The sequence below is a fragment of the Amycolatopsis sp. NPDC024027 genome, from assembly GCF_040638975.1.
Taxonomy (GTDB): Bacteria; Actinomycetota; Actinomycetes; order Mycobacteriales; family Pseudonocardiaceae; genus Amycolatopsis.
Genome location: NZ_JBEZYY010000014.1, coordinates 240,166 through 265,300, shown reverse-complemented (window position 1 = coordinate 265,300; position 25,135 = coordinate 240,166). Strand labels below are relative to the sequence as shown.

26 protein-coding genes are annotated in these 25,135 nt (G+C 69.5%); 14 read left to right on the top strand and 12 right to left on the bottom strand.

Annotation, left to right across the window (positions count from 1 at the left end; genetic code table 11):
- Positions 1–259: 259 nt before the first annotated feature.
- The 6 genes from AB0F52_RS31335 to AB0F52_RS31310 all read left to right on the top strand — a co-directional run bounded on the left by AB0F52_RS31335 (position 260) and on the right by AB0F52_RS31310 (position 6,264).
- Positions 260–1,708 (top strand): amidohydrolase family protein, encoded by a 1,449-nt coding sequence (locus AB0F52_RS31335; protein ID WP_360178928.1) that lies wholly within the window; start codon positions 260–262, stop codon positions 1,706–1,708.
- Between the two features lie 205 nt (positions 1,709–1,913).
- On the top strand, positions 1,914–2,687 hold the full coding sequence (locus AB0F52_RS31330; RefSeq protein WP_360178925.1) for an IPT/TIG domain-containing protein: 774 nt from the start codon (positions 1,914–1,916) through the stop codon (positions 2,685–2,687).
- A 50-nt stretch (positions 2,688–2,737) separates the two neighbouring features.
- A complete protein-coding gene (locus AB0F52_RS31325; RefSeq protein WP_360178922.1) occupies positions 2,738–5,098 on the top strand; it encodes a GH92 family glycosyl hydrolase in 2,361 nt (786 codons plus the stop codon).
- A 4-nt stretch (positions 5,099–5,102) separates the two neighbouring features.
- Positions 5,103–5,351 carry a zinc finger protein gene (locus tag AB0F52_RS31320; RefSeq protein ID WP_360178919.1) on the top strand — a complete coding sequence of 83 codons (249 nt, stop codon included), beginning with the start codon at positions 5,103–5,105 and terminating at the stop codon, positions 5,349–5,351.
- On the top strand, positions 5,321–5,761 hold the full coding sequence (locus AB0F52_RS31315) for a hypothetical protein (RefSeq protein ID WP_360178916.1): 441 nt from the start codon (positions 5,321–5,323) through the stop codon (positions 5,759–5,761). The genes AB0F52_RS31320 and AB0F52_RS31315 overlap by 31 nt, the downstream gene beginning before the upstream one ends.
- A gap of 26 nt (positions 5,762–5,787) precedes the next feature.
- A complete protein-coding gene (locus AB0F52_RS31310; protein WP_360178913.1) occupies positions 5,788–6,264 on the top strand; it encodes a DUF2127 domain-containing protein in 477 nt (158 codons plus the stop codon).
- 95 nt (positions 6,265–6,359) lie between these two features.
- Here AB0F52_RS31310 and AB0F52_RS31305 read toward each other — a convergent pair whose 3' ends face one another.
- Complete coding sequence (locus AB0F52_RS31305) at positions 6,360–7,070, bottom strand: serine/threonine protein phosphatase (RefSeq protein WP_360178911.1); 711 nt, start codon at positions 7,068–7,070, stop codon at positions 6,360–6,362.
- 92 nt (positions 7,071–7,162) lie between these two features.
- Between AB0F52_RS31305 and AB0F52_RS31300 the strand changes: the two genes are divergently transcribed.
- Positions 7,163–7,897 (top strand): AfsR/SARP family transcriptional regulator, encoded by a 735-nt coding sequence (locus AB0F52_RS31300; RefSeq protein ID WP_360178908.1) that lies wholly within the window; start codon positions 7,163–7,165, stop codon positions 7,895–7,897.
- Here the strand turns inward: AB0F52_RS31300 and AB0F52_RS31295 are convergent.
- Positions 7,885–8,628, bottom strand: a complete 744-nt coding sequence (locus AB0F52_RS31295; RefSeq protein WP_360178905.1) for a twin-arginine translocation signal domain-containing protein — start codon at positions 8,626–8,628, stop codon at positions 7,885–7,887. The two genes, AB0F52_RS31300 and AB0F52_RS31295, sit on opposite strands and share 13 nt — an antisense overlap.
- Positions 8,629–8,923: 295 nt before the next feature.
- On the opposite strand from AB0F52_RS31295, the gene AB0F52_RS31290 reads away from it, so the two are divergent.
- Positions 8,924–9,706, top strand: a complete 783-nt coding sequence (locus tag AB0F52_RS31290; RefSeq protein ID WP_360178902.1) for a hypothetical protein — start codon at positions 8,924–8,926, stop codon at positions 9,704–9,706.
- 35 nt (positions 9,707–9,741) lie between these two features.
- On the opposite strand, the gene AB0F52_RS31285 is transcribed toward AB0F52_RS31290, so the two are convergent.
- From AB0F52_RS31285 to AB0F52_RS31270, 4 genes are all read right to left on the bottom strand, one after another.
- Entirely contained in the window at positions 9,742–11,571 is a 1,830-nt protein-coding gene (locus AB0F52_RS31285) for a glycosyltransferase family 39 protein (RefSeq protein ID WP_360178899.1), read from the bottom strand.
- On the bottom strand, positions 11,571–12,827 hold the full coding sequence (locus tag AB0F52_RS31280) for a bifunctional glycosyltransferase family 2/GtrA family protein (protein ID WP_360178896.1): 1,257 nt from the start codon (positions 12,825–12,827) through the stop codon (positions 11,571–11,573). The genes AB0F52_RS31285 and AB0F52_RS31280 overlap by 1 nt, the downstream gene beginning before the upstream one ends.
- Positions 12,828–12,920: 93 nt before the next feature.
- Positions 12,921–13,493: a hypothetical protein gene (locus AB0F52_RS31275; RefSeq protein WP_360178893.1), complete on the bottom strand. Its 573-nt coding sequence runs from the start codon at positions 13,491–13,493 to the stop codon at positions 12,921–12,923.
- Complete coding sequence (locus AB0F52_RS31270; RefSeq protein ID WP_360178890.1) at positions 13,490–13,813, bottom strand: hypothetical protein; 324 nt, start codon at positions 13,811–13,813, stop codon at positions 13,490–13,492. Before AB0F52_RS31270 ends, AB0F52_RS31275 begins: the two co-directional genes overlap by 4 nt.
- 344 nt (positions 13,814–14,157) lie before the next feature.
- On the opposite strand from AB0F52_RS31270, the gene AB0F52_RS31265 reads away from it, so the two are divergent.
- The 4 genes from AB0F52_RS31265 to AB0F52_RS31250 are packed head-to-tail and all read left to right on the top strand — an operon-like array spanning position 14,158 to position 17,782.
- Entirely contained in the window at positions 14,158–15,375 is a 1,218-nt protein-coding gene (locus tag AB0F52_RS31265; RefSeq protein ID WP_360178887.1) for a helix-turn-helix domain-containing protein, read from the top strand.
- Positions 15,376–15,388: 13 nt separating this feature from the next.
- Positions 15,389–16,138, top strand: coding sequence for a hypothetical protein (locus tag AB0F52_RS31260; protein WP_360178884.1), 750 nt, complete (start codon positions 15,389–15,391; stop codon positions 16,136–16,138).
- The gene (gene dcd / locus AB0F52_RS31255) at positions 16,135–16,749 is read left to right on the top strand and encodes a dCTP deaminase (RefSeq protein WP_360178881.1); all 615 of its coding nucleotides are present in this window, start codon (positions 16,135–16,137) and stop codon (positions 16,747–16,749) included. Before AB0F52_RS31260 ends, dcd begins: the two co-directional genes overlap by 4 nt.
- Positions 16,733–17,782, top strand: coding sequence for a thiamine-phosphate kinase (locus AB0F52_RS31250; RefSeq protein ID WP_360178879.1), 1,050 nt, complete (start codon positions 16,733–16,735; stop codon positions 17,780–17,782). Before dcd ends, AB0F52_RS31250 begins: the two co-directional genes overlap by 17 nt.
- On the opposite strand, the gene AB0F52_RS31245 is transcribed toward AB0F52_RS31250, so the two are convergent.
- The 4 genes from AB0F52_RS31245 to AB0F52_RS31230 form a co-directional block, all read right to left on the bottom strand.
- Positions 17,779–18,405, bottom strand: coding sequence for a hypothetical protein (locus AB0F52_RS31245; protein ID WP_360178876.1), 627 nt, complete (start codon positions 18,403–18,405; stop codon positions 17,779–17,781). The genes AB0F52_RS31250 and AB0F52_RS31245 overlap by 4 nt on opposite strands.
- Positions 18,402–18,674, bottom strand: coding sequence for a hypothetical protein (locus tag AB0F52_RS31240; RefSeq protein WP_360178873.1), 273 nt, complete (start codon positions 18,672–18,674; stop codon positions 18,402–18,404). Before AB0F52_RS31240 ends, AB0F52_RS31245 begins: the two co-directional genes overlap by 4 nt.
- Positions 18,675–18,754: 80 nt before the next feature.
- A complete protein-coding gene (locus AB0F52_RS31235; protein WP_360178870.1) occupies positions 18,755–19,429 on the bottom strand; it encodes a Crp/Fnr family transcriptional regulator in 675 nt (224 codons plus the stop codon).
- A gap of 31 nt (positions 19,430–19,460) precedes the next feature.
- The gene (locus tag AB0F52_RS31230) at positions 19,461–20,039 is read right to left on the bottom strand and encodes a hypothetical protein (RefSeq protein WP_360178867.1); all 579 of its coding nucleotides are present in this window, start codon (positions 20,037–20,039) and stop codon (positions 19,461–19,463) included.
- Between the two features lie 275 nt (positions 20,040–20,314).
- Here AB0F52_RS31230 and AB0F52_RS31225 point away from each other — a divergent pair, with 275 nt between their 5' ends.
- Together AB0F52_RS31225 and AB0F52_RS31220 are read left to right on the top strand one after the other, a co-directional pair.
- Complete coding sequence (locus AB0F52_RS31225; protein ID WP_360178864.1) at positions 20,315–21,379, top strand: helix-turn-helix transcriptional regulator; 1,065 nt, start codon at positions 20,315–20,317, stop codon at positions 21,377–21,379.
- Positions 21,376–22,524: a hypothetical protein gene (locus AB0F52_RS31220; protein WP_360178861.1), complete on the top strand. Its 1,149-nt coding sequence runs from the start codon at positions 21,376–21,378 to the stop codon at positions 22,522–22,524. The genes AB0F52_RS31225 and AB0F52_RS31220 overlap by 4 nt, the downstream gene beginning before the upstream one ends.
- Here the strand turns inward: AB0F52_RS31220 and AB0F52_RS31215 are convergent.
- Both AB0F52_RS31215 and AB0F52_RS31210 read right to left on the bottom strand, forming a co-directional pair.
- Entirely contained in the window at positions 22,514–23,077 is a 564-nt protein-coding gene (locus AB0F52_RS31215; RefSeq protein ID WP_360178858.1) for a GNAT family N-acetyltransferase, read from the bottom strand. The two genes, AB0F52_RS31220 and AB0F52_RS31215, sit on opposite strands and share 11 nt — an antisense overlap.
- A 108-nt stretch (positions 23,078–23,185) precedes the next feature.
- Positions 23,186–25,132 carry a glycosyltransferase family 39 protein gene (locus tag AB0F52_RS31210; protein WP_360178856.1) on the bottom strand — a complete coding sequence of 649 codons (1,947 nt, stop codon included), beginning with the start codon at positions 25,130–25,132 and terminating at the stop codon, positions 23,186–23,188.
- Positions 25,133–25,135 lie beyond the last annotated feature (3 nt).

Here is a 25,135-nt window from a genome sequence, read left to right as displayed (position 1 = left end):
CCGCGCCCGCGACACCGACCAGCCGAGCTTCACCATTACCGAGAAGGCCCGGAGCTGGCTTCGCTGGCCCCAGGAGGGCGATCGCGTGGCAACCGAGGGAGTCGAACCCTGCGCGGCTTGTGAAGGCGGCGCCCATGGACCGGCCCTGACCCTTCGGCGGGCGACGGCTGCCATCTGCTCCAACGGTAGCTGGTACCCGGATATTTCCCTTCTCAAGCTGTGCTTCACCCGGACGGGCGGGGCTGGCATGGTGGTCCGCATGGATGATCTCCTGCTGCGCCGCGTCCGGCCGGGCCTCGGCGGGGACCTCGCCGACGTGCGGGTGAACGACGGCCGGGTCACGTCGATCACCGAACCGGGCTCCACGGGGTTCGCCGCGCGGGTGGTCGACGGGCACGGCGGGACGCTGCTGCCCGGGCTGGTCGACGCGCACGTCCACGTCGTGCAGTGGGCGACGTCCCGGCGCCGCATCCCGCTGGACGCGGCCCGCTCGGCGGGGGAGGCGATCGAGTTGCTGCTCGCGCACCTGCTGGCGACGCCGGCGCCGCAGACGGAACTCGTCGTGGGCGCGGGTTTCCGTGATGCGCTGTGGCCGGACAAGCCGCACAAGGACCTGCTGCAGCGGGCGTTGCCCGGGCGCGCGGTCGCGTTGTTCAGCGCGGACCTGCACACGGTGTGGCTGAGCCCGGTGGCGCTGAAGCTGATCGGCCGCGAGCACCCGACGGGCGTCCTGCTCGAGGGCGACTGCATGACCGCGACGGCCCAGCTCCCGACGGCGGCGATCGACGTCCAGGACCGGTGGGTGGCGGAAGCGGTTTCCGCGGCGGCCGCGCGCGGCGTGACCGAGATCGCCGACTACGAATACGCGGACACGGTGGCGGACTGGACGCGCCGGGGCGCCCCGGCCGCCCGGATCTCGTGCGTGATCGCGAGGTACCTCCTGGACCGGACGATCGAGCGCGGCCACCGCACCGGCGACGTCCTGCCGGACTCCGGCGGGCGGCTGACGGTGGGGCCGTTCAAGCTCTTCGTGGACGGATCCCTCAACACCCGCACGGCCTACTGCCACGATCCGTACCCGGGCGCCGAGTCGCCGGGGTTGCTGGAACTGCCGCCCGGCGAGCTGGTTCCGTTGCTGCGGCGAGCGTTCGACCACGGGCTGGTCCCGGCGGTCCACGCGATCGGCGACCGGGCGAACACGATCGCACTGGACGCGTTCGAGGAGGTCGGCTGTCCCGGCCGCATCGAGCACGCCCAGCTGCTGTCCCCGGAGGACATCCCGCGGTTCGCCGCGCTGGGCGTGATTGCGGCGGTCCAGCCGGCGCACCAGCCGGACGACCGCGACGTCGCGGACCGCCACTGGCACGGCCGCACGGCGCGGGCGTTCCCGTACCGGTCGCTGCTGGAGTCGGGAGCCCGCCTGGAGTTCGGCTCGGACGCCCCGGTGGCACCGCTGGACCCGTGGGACGGCATCGCCTCGGCGGTTTCCCGCACGGACGACGACCGCCCACCGTGGCACCCGGAGCAGGCGATCCCGTTCGCCGAAGCGTTGGCCGCGTCTTCGGGGGGCCGTCGCGGAGTGGCGGTGGGGGACGTCGCGGACCTGATGGTGACGGCCACGGACCCGTCCGCGCTGTCCCCGGCCGACCTGCGAAACCTTCCGGTGACGGCCACGATCGTCGACGGGCACGTCACGCACCAGATCTGAGCGGATCACCGGCGCGTGGCCCGGCGTGATTTTCCCGAACCGGCGCCGGGCGTCGCGGGGAAATCCCGGCCGATATTTCGGTCGCGTCAAGAAATCGATCCGATTCGGGGTGGTAATGGACCGTTCTCGCTTTTCGGGATCACGCTTTGGGTCGGATATCGGCTCGAGTGAGTAAGGCGGTGGCGGTGTGATGAGGCACTTCGGAATGGGGCTGCACCTCGTGCCTGCCCAAACCACGACCCCAAGTTCCCCGCCCAGTTCCCCGCCGCCCGGCTCGATGATTCCGGTTACGACGGGCGGCGCGGTCGCCCTGGCGGCCGGTTTCGTGGTGGTGCTCCTCCTCGCGGCATTCATTCCCATGGTCATGGACCTGCGCCGGGCGGCCAAGTGGCGCGACGACCTGACCGCCTGGCTCAAGACCAGCAAAAGCCATTGCGCCGAGCTGCTGCCGATCCTGCGGTTTCTTGCCCGGCCTCGCGGTACCGCGAACACCGCCCGGACCACCATCGCCTACCTCGTGGTCGCGCTGGTCGCCGCCGCATTCGGCGTCACCGCGTTTTCGGGTGCGGCGGATGCCCCGGATCTGCGCAAGACGATCATCGCTTCGATTCTGACCGTGCTGAGCCTGGTCATCGGTTTCTATTTCGGTTCCCGCACCGCGCAAACCGCCATCGAGGCGCAAGCCGGGTTGGGCAACGGAACTCCCAGCCGCGCGCCGGTCGTACCCGTCATCACCGGCGTGACCCCCGCGACCGGCCCGAGCGGAAGCGCGGTGACCGTGACCGGAAGCGGGCTTTCCGGAGCGTCGATCCATTTCGGGACGCTTCCGGCGACGCCCATCGGGCCGCCGTCCGACTGGCAGGTCGTCGTGGCGGTGCCCACCCGGCCCGACCGCTATCCGGCGGAGGTCGACGTGGTGGCCCAGACCGCGGCCGGCGCCTCGGCGATCACGGACGCGACGAGCTTCACCTTCGGCTAGGCGCCCGTCGGGGCTTGATTTGTCCACCGGACAACGGAAAAGATCCCACCGTGGATCTGACAACGTTGTCGCCGATTACCCGGACGCGCACCCGCGTCCTCGCCACTCTGCTCGCGGGAGCCACGACGATGGCGCTCGCCACCCCCGCCGAAGCCGGGGGCAGCAGGTTCGCCGAAGACCCCACCACGCTCGTCGACACCTCGATCGGCAACAACGGCGACGGCACCACCTTCCCCGGCGCCACCACGCCGTTCGGGATGGTCCAGCTCAGCCCGGACACGCAGCTGAAGAAGTACGCGTCCTACGACTACGCGCAGGACACCACCCTCGGCTTCAGCCACACCCACCTCTCCGGGGTCGGCTGCCAGACCATGGGCAACTTCCGGTTCATGCCCACCACCGGTGCCGTCACCACGAGCGACCCCGCGAAGTACGGCGCGAAGTTCAGCCACGCCGACGAGACCCGGCAGCCCGGCTACTACGGGGTCAAGCTCGCCAACGGCATCGGCGCCGAGCTCACCGCCACCCAGCGCACCGGCCAGCACCGCTACACCTTCCCCAACGGCGCGACCAGCGAAAACGTCCTCATCGAGGTCGGCGAGAGCAACGGCTACACCTACGCCGGTGACGTCCACGTGGTCGGCGACGACACCGTCGAGGGCTGGCTGCAGGGCGGCAACTTCTGCTGGGAGACGCAGAAAGAGCGCTACAGGGTCTTCTTCAGCGCCAAGTTCGACCGCAAGTTCACCGGCTTCGGCACCTGGACCGACAACAAGCTGACGCCGAACCAGCGTGACGCGAAGCTCGGCAGCCAGCGCACCGGCGCCTGGCTCACCTTCGGCACCGACAGCGCCCAGGTCGGCGCCTCGGTCGGCTTGTCCTACACCTCGATCGACGGCGCCCGGCTCAACCGCGGCGCCGAGCAGCCCAAGTCGTTCGGCAAGGCGCGAAAGGCCGCCCACGACACGTGGGAAGACGAGCTGAACCGGCTGCGCGTCGCCGGCGGGACGACCGCCGACCAGCGCACCTACTACAGTGCGCTGTACCGGTCGCTGCTGCACCCGTCCGTCGGGTCCGATGTGGACGGCTCGTACCGCGGCTTCGACGACGCCGTCCACCGCAGCCGGGACACCTACTACCAGATGTTCTCGCTGTGGGACACCTACCGCTCGCAGAACCAGCTGGTCGCGCTGCTGCACCCGGACAAGGCCGCGGACATGACCAAGTCCGTCCTCAAGATCTACCAGGACGGCGGCTGGGTCCCGCGCTGGGCGCTCGCCGGCGGCGAGACGAACGTGATGAGCGGCGACCCCGTCACGCCGTGGGTGGTCGACAACTACCGTCGCGGTCTCCTCGACGACCGGACCGCGCGTCAACTGTTCGACGCGTTGTGGCGCAACGCCAACGAAGTGCCCGCGGACCAGTCGATCTTCCGCGGCCGGGACGGCAACCCGAGCTACGTCGAGAACGGCTGGATCGGCTACCAGGACCTCCCGGGCTACACCTACGGCGACACCCGGCAGGCCGGCTCGGCGACCCTCGAGTACGCCCTCGCCGACTGTGCACTGTCCACAATGGCTGCCGGGCTGGGCTACGGAGACAAGGCTGCGACACTGCGGGCGCGCTGTGGCAACTTCGCGCACCTGTGGGACACGAGCGTCGAATCCCACGGCTTCACCGGCTTCCCGCGGACGAAGGCCGCGGACGGCACCGGCGTCGGCGATCCCGACCCGGCGAAGTCGACCGGCTTCCACGAGGGCACGCCGTGGCAGTACCAGTGGCTGGCCCAGCAGGACACCGCGAAGCTGTTCGGCCTGATGGGCGGCCCGGCGCAGGCGGAGCAGCGGCTCGACACCTTCTTCGACATGCCCTTGCTGCTCACCGATCCGGCGAAGGCCGCCAAGGACTCCTGGGTCCACGGCGCGTACGACTACCACAACAACTTCGCCTTCAACCCGAACAACGAGCCCGACCTGCACGCGCCCTGGATGTACAGCTGGACGGGCGCGCCGTGGAAGACCTCGGCCGTGCTGCGCGCGGCGCGGACGCTGTTCACCGACACGCCGTACGGCATGCCGGGCAACGACGACCTCGGCACCATCTCGTCGTGGCTCGTCTTCGGCATGGCCGGTGTCTTCGAGGCGCAGCCGGGCTCCGGGACGTACCTCCTCAGCACGCCGATGTTCGAGAAGGTCGAGATTCGCCCGGCCGGCGGCCGCAAGATCGAGATCGAGGCACCCGGCGCGAGCGCGGCGAAGCTCCAGTACACAAAGGACGTCCGGATCGGACACCGCGATCACGGCCGCAGCTGGATCTCGCACGACGACCTGCTCCGCGCGGGCAAGATCCGCTTTTCCTTGAGCGACACCCCCACCGCCTGGGGCACGAGCTCAGCGCCGCCCGCGATGTAACCTCATGACTCCCTCGGTGTGTTGGTGTCAACGAAACGAGACAGTTTCAATGGACATCATGTTGAGGTGGCAGCAGGCGGAGGGAAAGCGCCACGCGCTCGACGGACCGTTCCCTCCGCGTCCGGAGGAACAGTTCGTGGCTTTGTGCGGGGAAGAAGTGACCGTCGCGGTGAAGGATGTTCCGCAGCTCGGGGGGAATTGGTTCGACCCGACGTGCGCCGAATGCGAGTCGGCGTGGCTGGCGCGGTGCTGATCGACGCCGATCGGGACCATCGGCTGCTGGAGCGCATCCGCGACCTGCACGCCTCGCTCGTCCCGGATCTGGCGTGGCTGGCCAGGACCGTCGGGGAGGAGGCACCGCGCCCCGACATCCTCCGCGACCTGGGAGAGCGCCTCGCCGACCTCGGCGAGGACCTGATCACCCGCGCCGACGAGCTCGACGCCGAGGTCCGGGCCGGCCTCCCGGACCACGGCTGGCTCCCCGAAGCGGGCGCACGGCGGCGCGCACTGGCCGTCGCCCACCAGGTCGGCCCGCGCCCCCTCCGGTGCGGGCCGATCTTCCTGGCCGTCTGCGGCGCGGCCTGTTTCCCCTTCTACGGGACAGACCCGACCGGGCGGACAACCCGCCACGAACGGTGCGAAAAGTGCCTCCACGTGCGCTGACCCGCCGTTTCTGCTGAGCTGGGGACATGACCGACCAGAAACCGACGGCGACCGAGCGGTTCTTCCGCATCGCCATCGCGATCAAGGGCCTCGACGGCGCGTTGCAGGTAGTCGGGGCACTGATCCTGGCGTTCATCCCCGCCTCGACGGTCAGCGGGTTCACCCACGCGGTGATCACCCGCGACCTGCTGGGCGACCCATCGGGCACGCTCGCGCGCCACCTGGAATCGGCGACGGAGAACTTCCTGCACGGCGACACGAAGACCTTCGCCGTCGCCTACCTGCTCGCCCACGGCCTGATCAAGCTCGGCCTGGTGTGGGCCCTGGCCCGCAAGATCGTCCGCGCCTACCCGATCGCGGCCGCCATCCTGGCCGCATTCGTCGTCTACGAGATCTTCCGAGCGGTACACACCCACTCGATAGCACTGCCGTTCTTCGCCGCCCTCGACATCGTGATCATCGTGCTGGTGCTGCGGGAGTACCGCCAGCTCAAGCGCGGTTAAGGGCGAGGCAGGTAGGCGGCGCCTGACCCGCAATCCACGCATCGGCCACACCCGCCGGCGGGAAGACCCCGGCAGGACGCCCTCACCCCCGAGTTTCACGCGGCAACGGGAAACCGGACGGTCGTGCTGTCGACCTCCAAGGGTTCGACATAGAGGGCGGTGGCATTGTCCGAGCCACCGCGCGCCAGCGCGGCTTCAACGAGTTCCGCCGCACCCCGGCCCGGCTGCGCCAGCACAGCCCGAATACCACTCCCGGTGAGCGGCTTGTGGACGCCGTCACTGGTCAGCAGCAAACCCGAGCTCGTCGTCTCCGCCGTGCCGATCTCATGCGCCTCCGCGGTGCGGACACTGGTGGTGACGACGTGCTCCATCCGCGGCGTCACCGGCTGGTGCCGGGCGCGGAAGAACTCGGCGAGCGTGTGGTCGGTGGTCAGGCGGCTCAGCGTGGTGCCGTCCCAGGCGTACGCGCGGGCGTCACCCACCCAGGCGATGCGGTACCCGCCGTGCCCGGCCGGCATGGCGACGACGAGCACGGCGTCCCCGAGCGTCTGCTCGCGCACCGCGCGCTGCGCGGCGAGCACGGCTTCGACCGGTCCTTTGTGGACCGGTGTGCGCGCGGCGGCCGCGGCGGCGGTGCGGGCGGCGCGCGCGGCGGCGGGATCGTCCCCGACGCCGTCGGCGAGGGCGAACGCGATGCCGGGCCCGCCGGCCGCGGCGTACGCCCCGACGGCGTCGGCGTTGAGTGAGCGCGGTCCCTGCGCACTCGCGGTGTGCCAGCGTGGGTAACCCGGACGGGTGATGATCATCGCGGCCTCCTCATCCCCCTCTGGTCTCCATGATCCGCGCCGAACCTAAGGGGCGGCTGAGACTTTCCGGGTACGTTGGAGAGGGGGTGGGGATGGAGTTCCGGATTCTCGGGCCGCTGGCGGTCTCGCGCGCCGACGGCCGCCCGGCCGTGCTCGGCGGGTGCAAGCCGCGGACGCTGCTGGCGGCGTTGCTGCTGGCCCGTGGGCGCGTGGTGCCCGACGAACGGCTGATTTCACTGCTGTGGGACGGCGAACGGCCGTCGACGGTCGACGCGCAGGTGTGCACGTACGTCTCCCGCCTGCGCAAGGCCCTCGGGCGCCCGGCGCGGCTCGTCCGGGCCGGCGGCGGCTACCTGCTGACGCCGGGCGGGACCGTGGACGCCGAGGAGTTCGAGCGGCTGGCGTCGTCGGGCCACGCGGAGCTGCGCGCGGACCGCCCGGCCCGCGCGGCGGGGCTGTTCCACGCCGCACTGGAGCTGTGGCGCGGCCCGGTGCTCGCCGGCGTCGCCGAACCGCTCCGCGCGGGTGAGGCGGCGCGGTTCGACGAGTTGCGCCTGACGGCACTGGAGGGCCGTCTCGAAGCCGAAATCGCGGCGGGCGAACACCGGCGCGCGGTGCCCGACGCGACGGCGTTCGTCCTCGAGCACCCGATGCGGGAGCGCGCGCGGGCCCTGCTCATGGCCGCGCTCTGCGCGAGCGGACGGCCGGCGGACGCGGTGGCGGTGTACCACCGCGGCCGCCACCTCCTCGACGAGCGGCTCGGGATCGCGCCGGGCCCGACGCTGCGGGCGGCGTACCAGCGGGTGCTGGACGTTCAGCCCGGGTAGGGCGCCGACTGGAAGTCACGATCGAGTTCGGCGGGCGAGCGCGGCAGCCAGTACCGGGCGAGCGCACGGACCTGCTCGCGCGGCAGGGCGGGGTTGACGTGCCGGTGGTCGGGTTTCGCGATGGACTGCAACGCCCAGCCGAAGCCGATCATCGGGTGGATCCGCGCCCACCGGTGCCGGTCGATGCCGAGGACCATCTGCGCGCGCAGGACGGAGTGCCAGAAGTGGTAGCCACCCGGCGGGTTCCCGTTCATGGTGTGCACCTCCGACTCTTCCGGCGCGCGCCGCGGGTCGAAGAGGATGCCCTGCCCGAAGGCGGCGAAGGCCTTGACCAGGCCGGCTTCGTCACCGCGGTAGAAGTGGTCGAAGTTGTCGAGCTGCAGCGTCGAGAGAGTGGTCAGCGGACCTTCGACGGGCTTGGCGAACTCGGCGTAGTTCTTCGGGTACGCCGGTTCCCGGCTCAGCTCCCGCCACTTCTCGTACAGGCCTTCCGGAGCGTTCTGCTGGATGAAGGGGAAGAGCACCGCGTAGGCGTCCTGGACTGCCTGCGACGGGTGGTACAGCGAGATTTCGTCGAGCTGGTACCAGAGTTCGTTGGCCCGGCGGTCCCCGAGCATCCCGGGCACGGGCGGCAGCCCGCTGTCCGCGGCGGCGGTCCCGACGGTGCTCCCGGCAAGCGCCACCCCGGCAACGGTGGCGGCTCCGATTTTGAGCAGGCTACGGCGATCCATGGTGTACCCCCTGGTCTGGCGGCCCCCTGCCGCCGTTCGCTGCCAAGGTACGGAAGATTTTTATACTTTCTCTGTAAGATCGTTTAGCCACTATCTGCGTGCGAAGGGTCGTGAACACGGTCCGAGGTGGGTGCTATCCGTCAATCCGCCATTCGGTGGTTGAGTGCAGCGTTTTCGGGCCAATTCAAGGACATGGAGAATCAGATTGCTGCCCAGTCGCCGACTTCGGGAGAATGATCGCGCGGCCGGGTAGGGTGATCGCTCACGGCGTTGGCAACCGGTGAGGTGATCGCGGATGATGGTGCCGCACGCGAGTTTCAGCGGCTTGGTCCTCGGTGCGGTCCCTGATGTCTCGGTCAACTTGATCGCCGCCGCGATCGGTGGCGCGACGGTATGGCTGGCCACGAGAACCGGCAGGCGCGTCCGGTTGCTGCGTGCTCGGCGGTTCTGGAAAGCCATGGGGAGCCGTGCGCCGTTCATCGTTCTCGGTGCTCCGGATTGGGAGCCCCTCAGTGCGTGGGAGAAGTCGGGAATGGTGGGCAAGGGGGACATGCTCGCCCTCGTCGAGATCGAAACCCAGTTGCGCGAGCTGGGTTTCGAGGGAAAGATCGTCGAGTCCAAGGAGCTGAATTCCCGAGATCTGCGTTCGGACCTGGTGCTGATCGGCGGGCCGGACGGCAATTCCGTGACAGCGACCATGCTGGCAAGACTCGATCATGCGGTCGCCTATGAGTTCGCCCGGGACGCGGGAGGCGGCACCGCGGTGATCGATCGCAGAACCGGTTCTGCTTCGGCGCCGCAGTATGACGGAATCGGGGACCCGACCAATGACTACGGACTCATCATCCGTGCGGCGAACCCGCTGGCGCCCGAGACGGCCGAGATTGTCATCTTGGCCGGCTGCTGGGGGTACGGCACGACGGCCGCGGCCGAGAAGCTGCGTGATCGGAAGTTTCTCCGCAAGCAGCGGAAGTCGAAGCACTTCGAGGCGCTGGTGGAGACGACCGTGGTGCGTGGTGCGCACTACAACACGAGGGTCCGGGACACCCGCGAGATCACACCGGTCACGGACGACTGATGCCCGGGCTTCCGAAGAAGCCCGGGCACCCGCTGTCAGCTCTGCAGGTCGTACACCGTCTGGCCATCAACTGTGGTGGCGGTGAAGTTCGCCGTCACCCAAGCCGTGATGTCCGACGAACCACCACCCGGCCCGCCTCCCCGGCCACCTTCGACGTAGTACTTGACGTCACCCGCGGCCACGTACGCCTTGAACTCGGCCAGCGTCGGCGCCAGGTCGGAACCGCTCCAGCCGCCGATGCCGATCACCGCCTTGCCGCTCGACAGCTCCAGCGAGGCCGCGCTCTGCGAACCCGTGGTCGCCGCGGCCCACTTCGTCGTCGTCTGGGCCAGCAAGGAGCCGATCGCGCTCGACGATGAGTCAAGACCGCCACCGAAGCCGCCCATCGCGCTCGAAGTCGGACCCGACGTGGGGATCGACCCGCTGTGCGCCACCGACGCCGTCTCGACGCCGTAAGCCGCGGACGACACGCCGACCGTCAGGACCACCGCCGCCGCCACGACCGCGATCACCCGGCGCGAGGCCGGCACGCCCATCACCAGCACCGTGCCCACCAGCACCCCGAGCACCGCGACGATCCAGCGCAGCGCCGGGAACCACTCCGGCGTCCGGTCCAGCAGGATGAACGACCACACCGCCGTCGCCACGACCATCCCGGCCAGCGTCGCCCGCGGCGCCAGGTGCGCGCGGCCCTGCCACAGCGCGCGACCCGAAATCGCGACCAGCGCCGCGATCGCCGGTGCCAGCGCGACCGCGTAGTACGGGTGCACGGTGCCGCTCATGAAGCTGAACACCAGCGCCGTCACGACCAGCCAGCCGCCCCACAGCACCAGCGCCGCCCGGGTCGCGTCCGTCCGCGGCGCGCGGCGCGTGAACCACAAGCCGGCCACCAGCCCGATCAGCGCGGCCGGCAGCAGCCACGAAATCTCCGTGCCGAAGCTGGCGCCGAACATCCGGAACAGGCCCGACGAGCCGCCGAACCCGGTGTTGCCGCCCATGCCGCCGCCACCCATGCCGCCGTTGCCCTCGCCGCCGAAGATGCGGCCCAACCCGTTGTAGCCCAACGCGAGTTCGAGCAGACTGTCCCCTTCGGACCCGCCGATGTACGGCCGCGAAGACGTCGGCCACAGGTCCACCAGTGCGATGAACCAGCCCGCCGAAACGACCAGCGCCACGACCGCACCACCGAGGTGCAGCAGCCGCTTGCCCAGCGACGCCGGCGCCGCGAGCAGGTACACCAGGCCGAACGCCGGCAGCACCAGGAACGCCTGCATCATCTTCGCCAGGAAGCCGAACCCGATCGCGGCCCCGGCCATCGCGAGCCACCGCGGGCTGGCCTTTTCCGTGGCCCGCACGACGAAGTAGGCGCCCGCGACCATCAGCAGCACCAGCAGCGCGTCCGGGTTGTTGAAGCGGAACATCAGCGCCGCGACCGGCGTGACCGCCAGCACCGCTCCCGCCAGCAGCCCGGCGACCGGGCCCGACGTCCGCTTCACCGTCAGGTAGAGGATCCCGACGGAGGCGACACCCATGAGCGCTTGCGGGGCGAGCACGGTGAAACTGGAGAAGCCGAAGATGCGGGCGAAGGCCGTGCCGACCCACAGGGCCGCGGGCGGCTTGTCGACGGTCAGCACGTTCCCCGAGTCCAGCGAGCCGAAGAGCCACGCCTTCCAGCTCTGCGTCCCGGACTGGACGGCGGCGGCGTAGAAGGAGTTGCCGTAGCCGGACGCGGTCAGGTTCCAGAAGTACAGCACCGCGGTGGCGGCCAGCAGCCCGAACGCGGCCGGGCGGACCCAGCGCGGTGGCGCGTGCGCGGCGGGCTCCCTGCGGTGCTCGGTGACCGGGGCGGGCAGGACGGTGGTCATCAGTACTCCTTCTGAGAGGTGGCCTGGCGGCGCGGGTTGAACACCCAGCCGCGCAGCAGCAGGAACCGGAGCACCGTGGCGGCGAGGTTCGCCAGCACCAGCACGGTGAGCTCCAGGACGAGGCCGGGGGTGGTGGATCCGTTGAGCAGGGCCAGCGCCCCGCTGGTGAGCGCGAGCCCGAGGCCGAACACGAGCAGCCCTTCGAACTGGTGGCGTCCGGCGCCGGCGCGGCCGCGGATGCCGAACGTCAGCCGCCGGTTCAGCGCGGTGTTCCCGACCGCCGTCACCAGCAGCGCGGCGAAGTTCGCCGGTTGCGCCCCGACGACCGTGCGCAGCAGCAGGAACAGCACGAGGTAGGCGAGCGTGCTGCTGACGCCGATCGCGGCGAACCGCACCAGCTGCGTCACCAGCCGCGGCGGCACGCCCGGAGCGTCGACGCCGATCGGCTGCCGGCCGAGCTGCTCGCGCAGCCTGCTGACCGGGATGTCCCCGGTGAACGTGGCCCTGGTGACCCGGGCGATGCCCTTGAGGTCTTCGGTGGCGGTTTTGAGGATGTTGACCGACGAATCGGGGTCGTCGACCCAGTCGACCGGCACCTCGTGGATCCGCAGCCCGGCGCGCTGGGCCAGGACCAGCAGCTCGGTGTCGAAGAACCAGCCGGTGTCCACCACGTGCGGCAGCAGTTCGCGGGCGACGTCGGCGCGGATGGCCTTGAAGCCGCACTGCGCGTCGCTGAACTTCGCGGCGAGCGTCGAGCGCAGGATCAGGTTGTAGCACCGGGAAATGAACTCGCGCTTCGGCCCGCGCACCACGCGCGCCCCCCGGGCGAGCCTGCTGCCGATGGCGAGATCGGAGTGCCCGGACAGCAACGGCGCGACGAGCGGCCCGAGCGCGGCGAGATCGGTGGAGAGATCGACGTCCATGTAGGCGAGCACGGCGGCGTCGGAGGCGCGCCACACGGCGTTGAGCGCGCGGCCGCGGCCCTTCTCGTCGAGGTGGTGGACGGCGACCTCGGGGAACTCCCGGGCGAGCCGTTCGGCCACCTGCAGCGTCGCATCGGTGCTCGCGTTGTCGGCGACGGTGATCCGGTACGGGTAGGAGACGTGCTCGGCCAGGTGCGCGTGCAGCCGGCGGATGCACGGTTCGAGGTCGGCCTCTTCGTTGTAGACCGGGATGACGACGTCGAGAACGGGCTGCGGACCGGCCAGATCGACCGGGACGCTCCCGGGCCGCGATGCGGGGGCGGTGGCTGTCATGCCCCTACGATCGCGGCCGCCGCTTTGGTGATCGTGTGTTCTCTCTGTGCGGTTCCTGTGCGGTGCCCCGTTCGCGGCCGGGCACCGGGGGGCTCAGCTGTGAGCTCGCAGCGGGACCACTTCGCCGGGTGACGCGGCCCGGCCGGGCTCGCGCCGGAACGCCGTGGTGCAGATCGTCAGCGTCACCAGAGCCCCGTACTTCGGATGCCGGTCGACGTAGACCTCGGCGGCGAAGCAGGCGTTCGCCAGGACGTCCCGCCGGGAGTGGAGCTGCTCGAACCCGATGCCCGCCGGGCAGAACAGCGAGACCACGATGTCGCCGTCCACCGGGCGGGTCCACAGGATCGCCGGCCGGCGGCCGTCCACCGTGCAGATCCGGGCACCCGCGAAGGCCGAGCGGAGCCGGTGCTGCACCACGATCGCGCGCAGCCGGCCACGTACGTGACGGCGGGCGGCGCGCCAGTAGAAGACCCAGTTGAACGCCGCCACCAAAGCGATGACGGACCAGATCGGCCCGAGCCAGAGGACCAGGTTGACCAGGGCGTAGGGCAGGAGCGTCACGGCGAGGAGCTCGTAACGCCAGTGGTAGAGCCACAGCACCGGGTTGGACCGCTTCACGGGGGCCAGGTGCCGAGCCAGTTCGGGGACGTGGTTGTCGTGGGTCATGACCGTGCTCCTTCGCAGCCGTCGGCGACCGGGACGGCGGTCGTGGGCGCCCGGCGGACGACTCCGGTGCCGGTGCAGGCCGGGCAAGCCGCGCCGTCGGTCAAGCTGAGCCCGTGGCCGCCGCAGGAAATACAGGCGTGCACGGTGTCCCAGCGAGGATCGCGGTAGGTGCGGGTGCCTCGGGCCCCGCGGCGAACCTCCCAGCCGCGCGCTTCGGCGCGGGCGTCTTCCTCGGTGGCGAACAGCCAGGTGCCGAGGCGGTAGAGCAGCCGGTCGAACCAACTGCGTTGGCCGGACGTAGGTAGGTTGTGGTCTTGCATCGTGGCACCCCCGGAGTGAACGCACGGACTCGGAAGGCCGACCCGGTAGGGTCGCCCACGGGCGGCTCGGGGAGGCCGCCGGGCACTTTGCGTGGTGCCCCAGCTGCGCGCGGTCGCGACCGATACGGCGGAAGGGTGGCCCTCTAGCTGGGGATGCAACCCGTTCGGGCGAGTCATGCGCCGTCCGCACCAACGAACAGTCAGCGATGAGATAAGGTGCGCTCTGTGTCCACATATTGTCACCTCCCTACCTCCGCCTACCTGAGTAGGTAAGGCTGGTGCCGAGTGCTTACCTACATTCTATGTCGACCGCCCCGCGGCCGATAGGTACTGATGTGGTAACGGTGACGGCCGAGCAGGTGGGTGCCGAGCTGCGGCGGCTGCGCAAAGCGGCCGGCCAGACCCAGGCGGACGTCGCCCGGATCGTCGGGGTGAGCCGGGCCAACCTGACCCAGTGGGAGACCGGCCGCTACCTCCCGTCGGTGGAAAACGCCAGGCTGCTCGACGATCACTTCCGGGCAGCGAATGCGCTGGTGGAGCTGGCCGAAGCGGCGCGGTCGCCGGGGCAGGCGTCGGCTGGGGTCCTCACCACGGGGGGATCCCTGCTCGACGTCTTCCGGCGGGCCGGGGCCGTCCTCGCGCAGGAGCTGATCCGCGACGAGAACGGCCGGGCGGTCGGCTGGCGGCACAACCTCCAGAAGCGGGGCAAGCAGACGACGCTCGCCACCGCCTACGGGATCAGTGCGATGGTCGTGCTGGGCGAGCCCTACATCGACCTACATGCGGTGGTCCAGGACCTTTACGCCAAGCGGACCGAGTACGGCTGGCAAGGCCGGTCGGAGGGCCGTCGCCCCGAGGTCACGGCGGCGGTCGTGGACGCGCTGTCCCAGACCAGCACCATCCTGTCGGCGGAGGAAGGGCTCGAAAGCCTCCAGAGCTCGCTGGACGACTACAGCCGGACGCGGCCCTTCCTGCTCTCCGCCGCTTTACGCACTTCGGTCCGGCTCGGGCCGGACGCCCCGCTGACCCGGGGCCTGACGGACGACCTTCTCGCGGCCCGGCTCGACTTCGACGGCGTCCCGCTCTGGGGCGAGAAGAAGGAGCCCCGGCTGGTGGCGCCCGAACCGTCGACAGCGCACACGGCCCGAGCCGTCGTGGCGCTGCGGGCTCTCCTGCGCGCCGGCGACGACCGCGCCGACGTCCGGGACGCCGTCGAGGTCGGCACCAAGTGGCTCCTCGACCGGAACCACCCGGACGACGGAATCATGGAAGACCTGGCACTGCCCCAGCCCGGTGGCCGGGACGCGGTCCGGGTGAACATCAAGCACTTCACTTCCGCCTGGGTCGTCCAGGCCCTGGCCGAGGCACCGCAGGTGCCGGCGGTCCGGCTGAGCCGCGCGCTCAGCTCCCTGTGGGAACGCTACGAAGCCGGTGTCGGCCTGTGGGCCTGGGGCAGTGGTGACCTCCCCATCTGGATGACCCTCGACGCCGTGACGGCGCTGCGCTCGGCTGCGCTGGTCTTCGCGGCACCTCCGTTCCTTCCCCCTGCGGCCGCAGAATAGAGACCCTCACCCGATGAGCACGACACCGAGGGTCGTCGCCGACGACCACGTCTTCCCCCGACAGCTCGCGGAAGTCCTGCGTGGCAGTGAGTCCCAGCCCGGGCTGAACGAGCTGGTGGCGGCAGCCGAGCACGTGCGCGCCGCCCGTGGTGCGTTCGCCGCGTGGCTGCGCGACCTGGCCGCCGACGACGCGGCGGTCGCCGAGATCGCGAAACGCTCGTACTGGCATCCCAACGGCTTCGCGAAGATCGTCCTCCACGCCGGTGCCGAGCCGGAGTTCCGCGTCCGCCTGCATGTCTGGCCGCGCAGCGAAACGCCGTCCCGCGGGGAATCCAACCCGCACAGCCACCGCTGGGAGTTCGCCTCGCACGTATTGGTCGGGGCCGGGATGCACATGGTCGAGTTCGCGGAGACGGCCGAGGGCGGCAAGCCCTTCCGGCGGTATCGCTACGGCACGGACCCCGCGAATCCATCCGCCCTGGCCGCCGACGGTGAGGCGCGGCTCAAACGCCGGGCGGTTCCGCACGTCCAGGGTGGTGACGTCTACACCTGCGACACGGAGATCGTGCACACGGTGCGGCCGATCGACGCCGGGCTCACCGCCACGGTCGTGATCCAGGGACCCCGGCGGACACCCACCACGGTCGTCTACTGCGAGCCCGGGGAAAGCGACGACCAGCCCAACTTCGATCTCACCGAGGCCGACTTCCACGAGCTCGTGACCGCCGTGCGGGCGAGCCTGGACAGCGAGGTCGCGCCATGACGTTCGGGGAGACGGCGGACCAGGCCAGGAAACGGAGCCGGCCGGGCATTCTGACCGACCGGGCGATCCGGCGCGCCCTCGGTGCCGGCGAGCTGCGGGTGGATCCGTTCGATCCCGCGTTGGTGCGCCCGGCCGCGCTCAGCCTGCGGCTGGGCCACGAGGCGTTCAGCCTGGTCACCACCGGCCCGGTGGACGTCGCGGACCGTTCGACCCACCCCGAGCTCGTCCCGAAGGAGCCGGACGGACGTGGGCGGCTGACCGTCGAGCCGGGGGAGGTGGTGCTCGCCCCGACGCTGGAAAAGATCGGCCTGTCCGGGAACTTGGCCGGGCTCGTCGACGGCACCAGCGACTACGCGAGGCTCGGGATCAGCGTGGTGCTGTGCGGGCAAGTCAGCCCCGGCTTCGGCCACGAGACCGGCGCTGTGCTCACCCTGGAGATCGTCAACCACCTCAGGCACCCGGTGCTGTTGTATCCCGGAGTGCGCATCTGCAACTTGATGCTGTTCGCCTCCGCTGGGAGCGAGCTGTCCTACGGCACCATGCCGCACAATTATTCGAGTGACCACGCGGTCGTCGCATCCCGATTGGCGGATCATGTCCGATACCACTGAGCCGCGCCTCGGCGACCTGGGTGAGCGCGGCATCCAGGAACACGTCCTGCGGCCGCGTTACGACGGCACGGAAGGCTTCGGCGACGACAGCGCCCTCCTCGGGGCGGTGAACGCACCCAGCGAACTCGTGGCGACGACCGACAGCTGTCCGACACCGTTGGTCAATCTCCTGCGCGAGCCCGACCTCTACCACGCGGGCTGGCTGCTGGCCACGATCAACCTGTCGGACCTCGCCGCGGCCGGGGCCGAGCCGCTGGGGCTCGTCGTCAACTACACCCTGCCGAAAACGACCACGGTCGGGGCCTTCGAGCGACTGCTCGACGGCGTCGACGACTGCTGCGCCGCGCACGACACCAAAGTCGTCGGAGGCGACATCCGGGACGGTGCCGTGACGCACCTGACGGCCACCGCGATCGGCCGATGCGTCCCGGGCAGCAGGCTCCGGCGGTCCGGCGCTCTCGCCGGGGACCGCCTGCTGCTGGTCGGATCCCCCGGCTACCTCTGGGCCGCGGCCTTGCTGGAGACCGGCCAGGCGACACTCCCGGAGCCGGACCGTTCGGACGTCTGGGAGCGCGCCTGCCGGCCGATGGCCCAGCTGAAGGCCGGGCGGCTGCTGGCTGCCTCCGGACTCGCGCGGGCGGCGATGGACGTTTCCGACGGCCTGTTCGCGACGGTCCGCACGCTTTGTGAAGCGAATGGCCTCGGTGCGTCCGTCGCGGAAGAGTTCACCCTCGACGAACGGCCGGCTTCGGTGGCCCGGCAGTGCGGGTTGACGCCGTTCGCCCTCGCCCAGACCTGGGGCGACTGGGGCCTCGTCGTCGCGGTCCGGGCCGAGGACGTCGAGGTGGCGACCAAGACCCTGCGCGAGGAAGGTGTCGCGGCGCAGGAGATCGGGACGCTCACGTCCGACGGTGAGTTCACGAGGGGAACGGTTCCCTGGCGGGGGATCGCCCAAGAGCGGTTCTCGGCCAGTTCCTGGCACGGCGGCGAACTGTCCACATTGCTCACCGACGTGCTGGGTGTATCCGTTTAGCTGTGCGCGCGCAGCGGAACCACGTTGCTCGGGACCAGTGCCCGGCTCGGTTCCCGCGGGCCGCCGGTCGGGCTGATGGTCAGCGTCACCAGGCTGGCGTACTTCGGGTGGCGGTCGACGTAGACGGCCGGGACGGAACACGCCGCGGCCAGGACGGTGCGCCGGCGGTGCAATGGCTCGAACGCCTCGCGCCCGAACAGGGAAACGACGATGTCGTCGCCGCGAGGGCGGCTCCAAAGGATCGCCGGGCAACGCCCACCCGGTAGGCGCAGCAGCGGGAATACCGCCCTCAGCCGGTGTTGCAACCGTATTGTCTGGATCCGAGTCCGCAGCTGCCGGCGCCGCAGCACCGCCAAGCCGATGGCGGTGGCCAGGACAGCCGACGCCCACAGCGCGCCCGCCCACAGCGCGAATGTCACGAGAGCGTAGGGGAGCAGCGTCACCGCCAGGATTTCCCACCGCCAGTGGTAGAGCCGTGCGGGGACAGACGGTTGCGGAGCGGTGGTCATTTCCGTATTCCTTTCGGTGAGCCGGCGACGGAGAAGGCCGCCGAGGTGGCGCGAGAAACGTCCGGTCGCGATGCCGAACAGAAGCGTTGTCAGGATCGCCAGTCCGGGCGTCATGTCGGGATCCGGTTCTTGGCGGTGGGTTCGGGCCGGAGGTCCCGGTCGCGGCCCAGCTTCCAGGTCCAGCGCCATCCCGCCCAGATCGCGGCGACGGATCCCAGCAGGGTCAGGACGAAAGCTTGACCCAGCAAGCCATCGAGTGGCGCCAACCGCAACAACACCAGCAGTGCCCAGACCTGCGAAGCGGTGAACGGGATGACGATCCAAGCTGCGTAGACGCCCCGGCGCCAGTGGCTGCGACGCGGTGGGGTCGTGTGGAAATCCATGCTTGCCCTCCTCCTCGGTGGATCCAGGAGACCTCCGGCTCGCCGCCCTTTCTGTGTCAGATGACACAGAAAGGGGAAATTCAGCTCGCGAGCCTGCGAAGTTCGGCCAAGCGGTGGATCGTCAACTGTCTTCTGCCAGTGCTGATGACACCCGCCTGACGCAGTTCTCGCGTGGCCCGGGCCCACGACTCCCTGGACATCGCCGCGGTCATGGCGAGTTCGGCCTGCGTGGCCGGGACGGCGATTTCGACCTCGTCGCCGTTCCTCAGGCCGTGCTGGACGGCAAGCTGCATGAGCTGCGCCGCGACACGTCGCAGTGCGGTTCCACTGCCGAGTTCCAACCTCTGCTTGCCGACGTCTCGCAAGCGCGCACTGAGGACGAGCACCAGCGCCCAAGAGAGGCGGGGTTGGGTCCGGCACAGATGGACGAAGGTCGACCCTGAGATTTCCAGCGCGTCGACATCGTCCAGAGCTTCGACGGTTGCGGAGCGCGGTAGAGCGTCGATTGCCGCCAGTTCGCCAACGACGTCACCTTCTCCGCGCACCCCGACGATCACTTCGCGCCCGTCAGACGTGGAGCTGAGGATTCGCACGTGACCCGACCGCAGTAACAACACGGCGCGGGAGCGGTCGCCTTCCCGACACAGCGTTTGTCCGCGCCGGAACCGGCGAGGCCGCCCCGACTCCGCCAATCTGGAATGCGTGGCGGTATCCAGGCCGGTCCAGAAGCCACCTGCTTTCATGGCCGCGTCCACCTCCCCAGTCGCCGCGCCGGTCCGCTGGGCGCTATGCGGTCATGCCGTCCACGAGTTGCCCGGCTCTGGGGACATGGATCCAGCCGCGGAGCCGTCGTTTCCCCATCGAGAAGTGAGCGACTTGGGTGAATTCGTAGTGATCCATTCCGGCGTAGCCGTGCCGCACCACCGAATGATGTATTTCCTGGGAAATCACCAGCACGAGCGGGTCGGTTGTCTCCCGCAGGCGGCGCCGGACCTCGGGAGCGTCGACGAGCCGGCAGGTGATGTCGACGTCTTCACCGTACGGCCCCCGCTTGTCGTAGTGGGCGTCCCCCGCGTGCACAGCGACTCGCAGCCGGAAGGCAAGTTCGGGGTGGTTCTCGGCGCGTTTGGCGAGCAGTGCGGCCAGTGCCGGAACGACGCTGGTGAGCAGAACCGTCTTCGGAGCTTGGTCGACGGGGCGGACCAGGCACAGGGCGCCGTCCCCGCGGTCGACGTACTCGTCGCGGAATTTCTTGGTCACTCCGCCGGCGAGGAGGGCCTCGTCCAGCAGCTCAAACAGCGCGGTCCGGAGCCGGGCTCGGGCGGGGTTCGTGTGCGTGGTCGACCCTTCGATGTCGACGGCCATCATGGCCCGAGGGAGCGGTGTGTTGCGTGGTGAGGTGCCCATGGCCGACTCCTGACTTCAGGTCGGGACTGAAGTTTCAGTCGAAGTTGACTGTAGAACCCGTAGTCCGGTACGAGGAAGGGGTAGCATCGGAAGTTACCCGTTTGGTGCCAGGGAAAACACCCTCTGGTCACGCTTCGGCCCCGGTTTGGGAGGACCCGCGTTCGAAACTCGTCTGTCGGTATGTACAATTTACCCCTTGCTCGCGCCACTGAAATTTACTGAAAGGCGGAGTCGTGTCCCAAGCCAAGCCGCGGCCCGCCCTTGCCCGCCGCTTGCGCGAGCTGCGGGAGAAGGAGTGGCCCGACGCGGGAATCACCCAGTCGCAGCTCGCGGCGGCGATCGGCGGGGCGAAGCCGCTAAGCGTCTCGCTCATCTCCTCGTGGGAGAACATCGAAAAGCCTGTTACCCCGCCGATCAAGCGGCTCGACGCCTACGCCACACTCTTCGCGACGCGCCGGTCGGTGGAAGGGGGAAGCGTGCGGGTTCTTCCGCTGGAAAACCTCACCGACGACGAGCGCAAACTCCGTGACGATTTGTTGGTCGAGCTGATGAAGCTTCGCGGCGGAGAAGAGTCGGCGGCCGCGCCCCTGCCGGATGTCTGGCGCTTCCCGGAGGGCGAAGATATCACCATCGTGTGCGCTCCGTTGCCCGCGAAGTACCGGGAGCACTTGACGTACGCGAATCCGGAAAGCGCCGATTTCGTCACACTCTACACCTATGCCGATCCGGACGCGTTGATCGTCCTGTTTGGTCATATTCGCTCGCGCAATCCGGATAACCTGGTCACGTTCAAGACGAGTGATGAGCTGGTTTTGAAGGACTACACGAGCCATTTAATTCTCCTTGGCGGTGTCGATTTCAACAAGGTGACCCGTGATGTAATCGAGCGGGTAGCGGACCTGCCTGTCGAACAAGTCGCGCGCGAGGCTGACGCCGAACACGGTGGATTCCGTGTGAAGTACGCCGGTCGATCGGAACTGTTCGAGCCCAAGCTGGATCGCGCGGGGCGCCTGTTGGAGGACGTGGCGCACTTCTATCGCGGAGTCAGTCCCTTCAACCAAGAGCGCACAGTGACGGTGTGCAATGGTATGTACGGTCGCGGCACGCTGGGAGCAGTTAGAGCGCTGACCGACCCCCGCTTCCGTGACCGGAACCAGGACTACATCAGATCCCGGTTCCGCGGCGCCGACTCGTTCAGCGTGATCAGCCGCGTGTTGATCGTGGCCGGCAATGGGCTGACCCCCGACTGGACCATCGAGGACAACGTGCTGCACGAGTGGTCCAAGGCCGACGAATGACCGCGCGCCGTCACCCGCAGGTGCGGCAGCACCAATCCCACCTTGACCTCTTGGTCAGAGCCGACACGGCCTTCGCACCGCGCGCGGAGGTGGACGCGATCATCGTGCCGACTGCGCGCCGCGCTGCCTCTTTGTGCAAAGCAATGGCGGTGGCGAAAGACCTCGACGTCCACCTGCTTCTGCTCTGCAGCAAGCAATCCGACGCAGCGAGCGCTGCGCTGTTGGCGAAACGCGAGGGGGTGCGCGCGACTGCGCTCAACGTGGATCTGGTGCCCAAGCATCTGGTGCCTCCCTTCGCCACCGATGAGCTCCTGCGTTTCTTCGGCAGGTTCACCAGGCAGACCGACGTCAGCTTCAAGCGCAACCTCGGCCTCCTGATCGCCGCGTTGGCCGGGTGGAAACGGTTTTTCTTCCTCGACGACGATATCGTCGTGCCCGATTCGGCGGATCTCACCGCCGCAGCTGGTCTCGTCGACGACTATGCTGTAGCAGGCCTTGCGAACGCCGGTATGCCGGACAACTCGGTGGTGTGCCACGCCCTTCGGGACGTCGGCGTCGCGCAGCACACGTTCATCGGCGGTGGCGCGCTCGCTGTCGGCGAAGCCGCGTTCGGCTCGTTCTTTCCCAACATTTACAACGAAGACTGGTTCTTTCTTCTGGACGGCATGCGCATGCGTCGGTCGGCGGTGATCGGGACGGCGATCCAACAGCCCTACGATCCCTACCGCGACTCGCGGCGTGCTCGTGGAGAGGAGCTGGGTGACACCCTCGCGGAGGGGTTGTTCAGTCTCCTTGACGACGGTCTCCGCCTGGCTGATGCCGACGAGCGGTACTGGCGTGAGTTCCTCCCTGCCCGGCGCCGGATCATCCGGACCACCATCGGCCTGGTCGAGGCGTCTGCGGTCGAGCCGGCACAGAAGGACCGGATGCTGGCTGCGCTCAGGGCCGCGATCGGCCGCAGCAAGCTGATCACCCCGGATCTCTGCGTGCGGTACCTCCATGCCTGGCAGGCTGACAGCCTGCGGTGGCAGAGGCACCTCCGGACTGTCCGGCGTGAGCGGCGCGCAGCCAAAGATTTTGCGGGCGCGTTGACCACATTGAAGCTTTCGGACTTGGCGCAGCCAGGGGTTCCGATCAGGGATTGAAGCGCTGAAGCGTGCCGATGGTCCGGAACTCCGTCCGTGGTGCCGGCGGCATCAGTGCCAAGTCCTTGACCAGGATGCGGCATCGTTCTGGTTCCCGTACCTGCCGTCCGTCCGGCGAGGTCGTCCACGACAAGCAAGTGACCTCGCCGTGTGCCCAATCCCGGTAGCCGAGCCGGCCGTAGAGCCGCGCCGCGTCGTGGTTGTCCGTACGCACTGCAAGTGCGACACGGTGATGGCTACGGTCGCGCAGATGCTGCTCGACCGCCCCGACCAGAGCCTGACCGACACCGCGATTGCGCATCTCCGGAAGCACTTCCAGGTGGGTCAGCAGTGCCACGCAGGGGAGGTAACAGCGGATCAGCAGCTCCTCAGCGTCTTCCCGCCACAGGTAGACGGCTCCGGCGGGCTGGCCGTCAAGCCAAGCGAGGAACAGCTCACCCAGCCCTTTTCGCTGCCGTTCGAAGCGATCGACGAAAAATGCGCGGTCGCCGAGGGCGGTGGCGAACGAATCCAGGTCTGCCGAGTCGGCCGACCGTACGGAGGGCTCGGTCATCAGCAGGAACTCCTGTTCGCCTGGGCACCACCAGTGTGCCGGAGTGAGCCGGTTCTTGACCAGGTTGCCCGGGCCCGGACCGGCGTCACACCCTGCTTTCGTCGTGTCTCACACGGTCGCAGTCAGGTCGTAGATCGTTACGCCGTCCACAGTGGATGCCTCATACCGCGAAGCAACCCACTCGGCGATCTGCTGGGCCGCGTCCGAACCGCTGTTGCCCTGCATCGACATGCCCTCGCCCAGGAAGTAGTGGATCCGCCCACTCGCCACGTACTGCTGGAACTGCGCCAGCGTCGGGTACGGGTCCGTCCCGTTGAAACCGCCCACCGCCATCACCGGCGCACCACTGGCCAGCTGGTAGCCCGCTGCGGCGTTCGACAGCACCGTGGCGGCCGTCCAGGTGTACTTCGAGGCGTCCTGCCGGAGCAACGCGGTGAGCGAAGCGCCAGGCATTGTCGTCGAAAGCAGCGAACCGGGGCCGCCGCCACGGCCGCCGCCAAAGCCGCCGAAGCCGCCGCCAGGGCCGCCGAAGCCACGGCCGCCGCCGAAGCCGGGTGATGGTCCGGCCGAGGGGATCGCTCCACCGTGCGTCACCGCCGCCGTTGCCAGCGTGTACGCCCCGGTGCCGGACAGCAGGACCACCAGCGAAAAGATCGCCACGAAAGAAGCCGCTCCGCGGGTCAGGTGCGGTGCGAAGAACAGCGCCACCGCCGCCAGCAGGCCGCCCACCAGCACCGTCGGGGCCAGCCACGGCTGCCACGACGATCCCGAAAGCAGCAGGTACGCCGTCAGCGCCGTCACCGCGACGCCGCCGCTGAGCAGACCCGACGCCGCCGGGTGGGCGCGCAGGCGCCACAGCTGGACCGCCGCCGTTCCGACCAGCGCCGCTATCGCGGGGGCCAGGGCCACCGTGTAATAGGGGTGGATGATGCCGCCCATGTAGCTGAACACCAGCGCCGTCACCAGCAGCCAGCCGCCCCACAGCAGCAGGCCTGCCCGGGATGGGTCCGTGCGCGGGGCGCGGCGGGTGAACCAGAGGCCGGCGAAGAAAGCGAGCAGCGCCGCCGGCAGCAGCCAGGCGATGCCGCCCGCCATCTCGCTGCCGAACAGCCTGGTCAGGCCCGTCGAACCCCAGCCGCGGCCGGCGCCGCCGCCGACGCTGCCCACCTCGTCGCCCGTGAGGCGGCCGAAACCGTTGTAACCGAAGATCAATTCCCACAGCGAATTCGTCTGCGAGCCGCCGATGTACGGCCGTGAAGCCGCCGGCCACAACGCAACCACCACCAGGTACCAGCCCGCCGCCACCAGCACCGAGACCAGCGCGCCGAGCAGGTGCAGCAGCCGCTTGCCCAGGGACACCGGGGCGGCGACCAGGTAGGCGATCGCGAACGCGGGCAGCACCAGGAACGCCTGCAGCATCTTCGCCAGGAACCCGAAGCCGACCGCGACGCCGGCCAGCGCGAGCCAGCGCGGGCTCGCCTTCTCGCACGCGCGCACCACGCAGTACGCGCCCGCCACCAGGAGCAGCACCAGCAGCGCGTCCGGGTTGTTGAACCGGAACATCAGTGCTGCGGCGGGCGTCAGGGCCAGCACCAGGCCCGCGACGAGCCCGGCCGCCGGGCCGGACGAGCGGCGGACGGTCGCGTACAGCAGCCAGACCGAGCCCACGCCCATCAAGGCCTGCGGCACCAGGATGCTCCACGCGTTCACGCCGAACAGCCGCGCCGACAGGCTCATCACCCAGAGCGCGGCCGGGGTCTTGTCGACGGTGATCGCGTTGGCCGCGTCGCTGGAGCCGAAGAACAGCGCCTTCCAGCTCTGCGACCCCGCCTGCGCGGCGGCGGAGTAGAAGGCGTTGGCCCAGCCCGAGGCGCTCAGGCCCCACAGGTAGAGCACCGCGGTGCCGAGCAGGAGCGCGGCCAACGCGGGCCGGTGCCAGGAAGGGCGGGCCGGCGGGGAAGGGGGCACGACGGTTTCGGGAGCGGCTTGTTCCCGGGGGCTCCGGGTGGCGGAGCCCTCGGCCCCGGGCGAAGCCCCGGATGTCACAGCGGTCATGAG

Bases quoted from the DNA above. Each gene is read 5' to 3' on its own strand.
- AB0F52_RS31335 (WP_360178928.1), top strand. From the start codon at position 260: ATGGATGATCTCCTGCTGCGCCGCGTCCGGCCGGGCCTCGGCGGGGAC.
- AB0F52_RS31330 (WP_360178925.1), top strand. From the start codon at position 1,914: ATGGGGCTGCACCTCGTGCCTGCCCAAACCACGACCCCAAGTTCCCCG.
- AB0F52_RS31320 (WP_360178919.1), top strand. From the start codon at position 5,103: ATGACTCCCTCGGTGTGTTGGTGTCAACGAAACGAGACAGTTTCAATG.
- AB0F52_RS31315 (WP_360178916.1), top strand. From the start codon at position 5,321: ATGCGAGTCGGCGTGGCTGGCGCGGTGCTGATCGACGCCGATCGGGAC.
- AB0F52_RS31310 (WP_360178913.1), top strand. From the start codon at position 5,788: ATGACCGACCAGAAACCGACGGCGACCGAGCGGTTCTTCCGCATCGCC.
- AB0F52_RS31305 (WP_360178911.1), bottom strand. From the start codon at position 7,070: ATGATCATCACCCGTCCGGGTTACCCACGCTGGCACACCGCGAGTGCG.
- AB0F52_RS31300 (WP_360178908.1), top strand. From the start codon at position 7,163: ATGGAGTTCCGGATTCTCGGGCCGCTGGCGGTCTCGCGCGCCGACGGC.
- AB0F52_RS31295 (WP_360178905.1), bottom strand. From the start codon at position 8,628: ATGGATCGCCGTAGCCTGCTCAAAATCGGAGCCGCCACCGTTGCCGGG.
- AB0F52_RS31290 (WP_360178902.1), top strand. From the start codon at position 8,924: ATGATGGTGCCGCACGCGAGTTTCAGCGGCTTGGTCCTCGGTGCGGTC.
- AB0F52_RS31285 (WP_360178899.1), bottom strand. From the start codon at position 11,571: ATGACCACCGTCCTGCCCGCCCCGGTCACCGAGCACCGCAGGGAGCCC.
- AB0F52_RS31280 (WP_360178896.1), bottom strand. From the start codon at position 12,827: ATGACAGCCACCGCCCCCGCATCGCGGCCCGGGAGCGTCCCGGTCGAT.
- AB0F52_RS31275 (WP_360178893.1), bottom strand. From the start codon at position 13,493: ATGACCCACGACAACCACGTCCCCGAACTGGCTCGGCACCTGGCCCCC.
- AB0F52_RS31270 (WP_360178890.1), bottom strand. From the start codon at position 13,813: ATGCAAGACCACAACCTACCTACGTCCGGCCAACGCAGTTGGTTCGAC.
- AB0F52_RS31260 (WP_360178884.1), top strand. From the start codon at position 15,389: ATGAGCACGACACCGAGGGTCGTCGCCGACGACCACGTCTTCCCCCGA.
- dcd (WP_360178881.1), top strand. From the start codon at position 16,135: ATGACGTTCGGGGAGACGGCGGACCAGGCCAGGAAACGGAGCCGGCCG.
- AB0F52_RS31250 (WP_360178879.1), top strand. From the start codon at position 16,733: ATGTCCGATACCACTGAGCCGCGCCTCGGCGACCTGGGTGAGCGCGGC.
- AB0F52_RS31245 (WP_360178876.1), bottom strand. From the start codon at position 18,405: ATGACGCCCGGACTGGCGATCCTGACAACGCTTCTGTTCGGCATCGCG.
- AB0F52_RS31240 (WP_360178873.1), bottom strand. From the start codon at position 18,674: ATGGATTTCCACACGACCCCACCGCGTCGCAGCCACTGGCGCCGGGGC.
- AB0F52_RS31230 (WP_360178867.1), bottom strand. From the start codon at position 20,039: ATGGCCGTCGACATCGAAGGGTCGACCACGCACACGAACCCCGCCCGA.
- AB0F52_RS31220 (WP_360178861.1), top strand. From the start codon at position 21,376: ATGACCGCGCGCCGTCACCCGCAGGTGCGGCAGCACCAATCCCACCTT.
- AB0F52_RS31215 (WP_360178858.1), bottom strand. From the start codon at position 23,077: ATGACCGAGCCCTCCGTACGGTCGGCCGACTCGGCAGACCTGGATTCG.
- AB0F52_RS31210 (WP_360178856.1), bottom strand. From the start codon at position 25,132: ATGACCGCTGTGACATCCGGGGCTTCGCCCGGGGCCGAGGGCTCCGCC.